The 5,220-nt window shown below is 63.6% G+C and carries 5 protein-coding genes; all 5 read left to right on the top strand.

Annotated features, from left to right (window positions below; genetic code table 11):
* Positions 1-790, top strand: a 790-nt coding sequence (locus ACXJL8_RS33340; RefSeq protein WP_456686326.1) for an amino acid ABC transporter substrate-binding protein, incomplete at its 5' end; no start/stop codon positions are given.
* A gap of 24 nt (positions 791-814) precedes the next feature.
* A complete protein-coding gene (locus ACXJL8_RS33335) occupies positions 815-2,020 on the top strand; it encodes an amino acid ABC transporter permease (RefSeq protein WP_456624132.1) in 1,206 nt (401 codons plus the stop codon).
* Positions 2,017-3,537 (top strand): amino acid ABC transporter permease, encoded by a 1,521-nt coding sequence (locus ACXJL8_RS33330; RefSeq protein WP_456686325.1) that lies wholly within the window; start codon positions 2,017-2,019, stop codon positions 3,535-3,537. The genes ACXJL8_RS33335 and ACXJL8_RS33330 overlap by 4 nt, the downstream gene beginning before the upstream one ends.
* 11 nt (positions 3,538-3,548) lie before the next feature.
* The gene (locus ACXJL8_RS33325) at positions 3,549-4,289 is read left to right on the top strand and encodes an amino acid ABC transporter ATP-binding protein (RefSeq protein ID WP_456686324.1); all 741 of its coding nucleotides are present in this window, start codon (positions 3,549-3,551) and stop codon (positions 4,287-4,289) included.
* Between the two features lie 101 nt (positions 4,290-4,390).
* Positions 4,391-5,220: tetratricopeptide repeat protein (locus ACXJL8_RS33320; RefSeq protein ID WP_456686323.1), on the top strand; the 830-nt coding region annotated here is incomplete at its 3' end.

The following is a 5,220-nucleotide window of genomic DNA, read 5'->3' as shown; positions in this document are numbered from 1 at the left end:
GGTCAAGTACGTGCCGCTGTCGGCCAAGGACCGCTTCACGGCGCTGCAATCCGGCGAAATCGACGTGCTGTCGCGCAACACCACTTGGACCATCTCGCGCGACACCTCGCTCGGCGCCAACTTCACCGGCGTGACCTACTATGACGGGCAGGGCTTCATGGTGAAGAAGTCGCTCAAGGTGAATTCGGCGCTGGAGCTGAACAGCGCCTCGGTCTGCGTGCAGACCGGCACCACCACCGAGCAGAATCTCGCCGACTACTTCAAGGCCAACAACATGAAGTATGAGGTGATCGCGTTCGGCACCAACGATGAGACGGTCAAGGCCTATGAAGCTGGGCGCTGCGACGTCTTCACCACCGACCAGTCGGGCCTCTACGCCAATCGCCTGAAGCTTGCTAATCCCGGCGACCACATGGTGCTCCCGGAAATCATCTCGAAGGAGCCGCTCGGGCCGATGGTGCGCCACGGCGACGACCAGTGGTTCGACATCGTGAAATGGACGCTGTTTGCCCTGGTCACCGCCGAAGAGCTCGGCGTGACCGCGAAGAACGTCGACGAGAAGGCGAAACTGGAAAATCCGGAGCTGAAGCGCGTGCTCGGCAGCGACGGCAATTTCGGTGAACAGCTTGGGCTGACCAAGGACTGGGTGGTGCGGATCGTGAAGGCCACGGGCAATTATGGCGAGGTGTTCGATCGCAACGTCGGCGCGGGCTCGCCGCTCGGCATCGCCCGTGGTCTCAACAATCTCTGGAACAAGGGCGGTCTCCAGTACGCGCCGCCGATCCGCTGATCCGCTCGATCCCCGCCCGCGGCGATGAGCACCGAGGCCCGCAAACCGCCGCCCCAGATCGCGCTGAAGATCAGGCGCGTGCTGGGCGGCAAGACCGGATGGAACGGCGTCGCCGTCCAGTTCGCCTTCGCGGCGATCCTGGGCTGGATTGCCTACGAAATCGTCTCCAACGCCCGCGCCAACCTCGAGAACCAGCACATTGCCGCCGGCTTCGGCTTCCTCAGGAACAATGCCGGCTTCGACGTCAATCAGACGCTGATCTCGTATACGGGCTCGGACACCTTCTTGCGCGTGTTCGTGGTCGGGCTTCTGAACACGCTGGTGGTCTCGGTGGTGGGCATCGTCTTCGCCACCGTGATCGGCTTCATCGTCGCATTGTGCCGGCTGTCGCCCAACTGGCTTTTGTCGCGCATCGGCGAAATCTATGTCGAGCTCATCCGCAACCTGCCGCTCCTGTTCCAGATCCTGTTCTGGTACCTGGCAGTGCTCGCGGCCTTGCCCAACCCGCGGCAGAGCATATCGCTGCTGGGCATCTCCTTTGTCAGCAACCGCGGACTGGTCATTCCCCGGCCGATCGGCGAAGCCGGGTTCGAGCCGTTTCTGGCGGTACTTGCATTCGGCGTCGTCGCCGCACTTGCGCTCCGCTTCTATGCGCGACGGGCGCTGTTTCAGCGCGGCCAGGTGATCCGCATCTGGCCCTATGTGCTGGGCTTCCTGTTCGGGCTCCCGCTGGTGGCGATTCTGGTGTTCGGGCCGCCCTTCACCTTCGAGCTGCCGCAGCTCAAGGGGTTCAACTTCGCCGGCGGCTCGCGGATCATCCCCGAATTCGTGGCGCTGACGCTGGCGCTGTCGACCTACACCGCCTCCTTCATCGCCGAGATCGTGCGCGCCGGCATCTTGTCGGTCCACAGCGGGCAGATGGAGGCGGGGTCATCGCTGGGCTTGAGCCGCGGCAACACGCTCCGGCTGATCGTCGTGCCGCAGGCGATGCGCGTGATCGTGCCGCCGCTCACCAATCAGTACCTCAACCTCACCAAGAATTCCTCGCTGGCGGTCGCGATCGGCTATCCCGACCTGGTGTCGGTGTTCGCCGGCACGTCGTTGAGCCAGACCGGGCAGGCGATCGAGATCATCGCCATGACGATGGGCGTCTACCTCCTGATTTCGCTCCTGACCAGCGCCGTCATGAGCGTCTACGGGTGGCGTATCAGCCGGAGCCTCGGCGCATGACCGATATCACCTCGTCCGCCTTCGTCCGTCGGGATCTGGTCGCCGAGCGTCCCGCACCGGCCATGACCACGGGCTTCATCGGGCTGGTGCGTACCCGCCTGTTCAATTCGCCGACCAATATCCTGCTGACGATCCTGGGCGCCTTGCTGCTCTGGTTCACCATAGTCCCCTCCGTCAGGTTCCTGCTGTTCGACGCGGTCTGGACCGGCACGGACCGGACCGCCTGCCTGAGCGAGAATGCCGGCTTTGCCGTCGGCGCCTGCTGGCCCTACATCCAGGCCAAGCTGCCGCAGCTGATCTACGGATTCTACCCCGAGGCCRAGCGCTGGCGGGTCAACCTCACGCTCGTGCTGGCGGTGGTTCTGCTGTTGCCGCTGCTCATTCCGCGCCTGCCGGCGAAAGGGCTGAACGCCGGCCTGTTCTTCTTCGCCTTTCCGGTGGTCGCATTCTTTCTGCTGCACGGCGGCGGCATCAAGGGCTTCGGCCTGAGCTGGACGGCCGGCCTGCTGCAATTGTTCGACGACAGCATCGTCGGCGCAGGACAGGCCCTGCTCAATCTCAGCAAGAGCTCGGCCATCGGTCCGCTGCTATGGGTCGTCGGTAACCTCATCGTGCTGGTCGGCACGGCGATCTACTGGCTGATCTTTCCGCTGACGTGGCTGCGCGACCATATTCAGGGCACCGGCCAGTCGGTGTGGGCCGATTTTGCCATCACGGCGGTCGTGATCTCCCTGATCGCCTTCGTCCTCGGCGGCGGCATCCGAACCGGATGGCGCGCTCTGGCTTCCAGCATCGTCACCTTCGTCGCCATCGCGATCGTGATCAAGGTGATGGGGCTCGATCACGGTGGGTTGCCGACCGTGACGACGAATTTGTGGGGCGGCCTGCTGGTGACGCTGGTGGTCTCCGTGACCGGCATCGTCACCTCGCTGCCGATCGGCATCGCGCTGGCGCTCGGCCGCCGCTCCACCATTCCGTTGATCCGGATCTTCTCGATCGCCTTCATCGAGTTCTGGCGCGGTGTGCCGCTGATCACCGTGCTGTTCTTCGCCACCTATATGCTGCCCTTGTTCCTGCCGGGCAATTTCACGGTCGACGGTCTCGTGCGTGCGCTGATCGGCATTGCGCTGTTCACGGGCGCCTACCAGGCCGAGAACGTTCGGGGCGGCCTCGCCGCAATCCCGCGCGGGCAGGGCGAGGCGGCTGCGGCGCTGGGACTGTCCTGGTGGAAGACGACCTCGCTGATCGTGCTGCCGCAGGCGCTGCGTCACGTCATCCCGAACCTCGTCAACAGCTTCATCTCGCTGTTCAAGGATACCTCGCTGGTCTCGATCGTGGCGCTGTTCGACCTCCTGGGTTCGCTGCGGGCGTCGTTCTCGGATCCGAAATGGTCGACGCCGTCGACCGCGTTCACCGGCTTCGCCTTCGCCGGGATCATCTACTTCATCTTCTGCTTTGGAATGTCGCGCTACTCGCTGTTCGTCGAGCACCGCCTCAACGCCCACCGCCGCAACTGATCGAGCTCACCATGTCCGATAGCCCCATCGTCAAGATTTCCGGCCTCAACAAATGGTACGGCGAATTTCACGTGCTGCGCGACATCGACCTCGAGGTCGAGAAGGGCGAGCGCATCGTGATCTGCGGGCCTTCGGGCTCGGGCAAATCGACGCTGATCCGCTGCATCAATGCGCTCGAGGAATTCCAGGAGGGCGAGATCGTCGTCGACGGCATCGAGCTCGGACCGAACCTCAAGCATGTCGATGCGGTCCGCCGCGAGGTCGGCATGGTGTTCCAGAGCTTCAACCTGTTCCCGCATCTGACCGTGCTGGAGAACTGCACGCTGGCGCCGATCTGGGTGCGCAACATCCCGAAGAAGGACGCCGAGCTCAACGCGATGAAATTCCTGGAGCGGGTCAAGATCCCGCACCAGGCCAACAAGTTTCCGGGCCAGATGTCCGGCGGCCAGCAGCAGCGCGTCGCGATCGCGCGGGCGCTGACCATGAACCCGAAGGTGATGCYGTTCGACGAGCCGACCTCGGCGCTCGATCCCGAAATGGTCAAGGAAGTCCTCGACACCATGGTCGACCTCGCCAGGGAGGGCATGACTATGCTGGTGGTCACCCACGAGATGGGATTTGCCAAGGAAGTCGCCAACCGCGTGGTGTTCATGGACGCCGGCCAGATCATCGAATCGAACACCCCGCAGGAGTTCTTCGCTCACCCGCAGCACGCCCGCTCGCAACTGTTCTTGAGCCAGATCCTGCGGTGAGCACCTGAAAATCCGGTGGTCTCGCCGGTCTAACCGCCCCACCAGCTTCGCACCATGCGAATCAGCTTGCCTCTTTTCGGACCATCTTCCGGAGAGAGACCTTGCACAGCAGTGTCGGCGCGCGCGCATACCAGAATGCGCGTTTGGAAAAGAAGTTGAGGAAGCAGGCGGACGCCGTCATGTCCTTCGCGATCGAGGCGCTCGGGCAGGGCCGATTTGACGAGGTCGAGATACTCTGCCGCGAGATCTTGAAAGAGGTTCCGGATCATTTCCACGCCACGCACCTGCTCGGCCTGCGCGCATTTGATGGCCGGCGGCTCGACGACGCGGAATTCCTGCTCGAGCGCGCGGTTGCGCTCGATCCGCGTTCGCCGGACGCCCATAGCAATCTCGGGGCCGTGTATTTCGATCTCCAGAAATTCAAGGACGCCCGCGCATGCCAGGAGAAGGCCATTGCGCTGAAGCCGAATTGTCCGATCACCCTGACCAATCTCGGTAATACAATGCTGCACCTCGGCCTCGCCAAGGAAGCGATCGGACTGCACGAACGTGCCATCAGGCTGAAGCCGGACTTTGCCGATGCATTCTGCAATCGTGGCATGGCGCAGCTGATGATCGGCGAGTTCGAACGCGCCGGGGAGAACTTCGATCGCGCCCTGTCGCTTCAGCCGAGCCATGCGGAGGCGATCGCCGGCAAGGGCATGGTGAGCCTCGAGCTCCGGCACTTCGAGGCGGCGGAAGCCGCTCTCGACGTCGCGCTCGCGCTCAAGCCGGGTTCACCGCGGATTCTGGTGCAGCGTGGACGGCTCTATCTGACTCTGTCCCGGCTACAGCAGGCGGCGGCGGATTTCGACGCCGCGCTGGCACAATCGCCACGGAACGAGCTCGCGCTGTGCTGGAGGGCGCAAGTCGACATCATGGTGAGGAACAC

The organism is Bradyrhizobium sp. P5_C11_2 (assembly GCF_054049755.1).
This window is presented reverse-complemented; position numbering and strand designations above follow the sequence as displayed.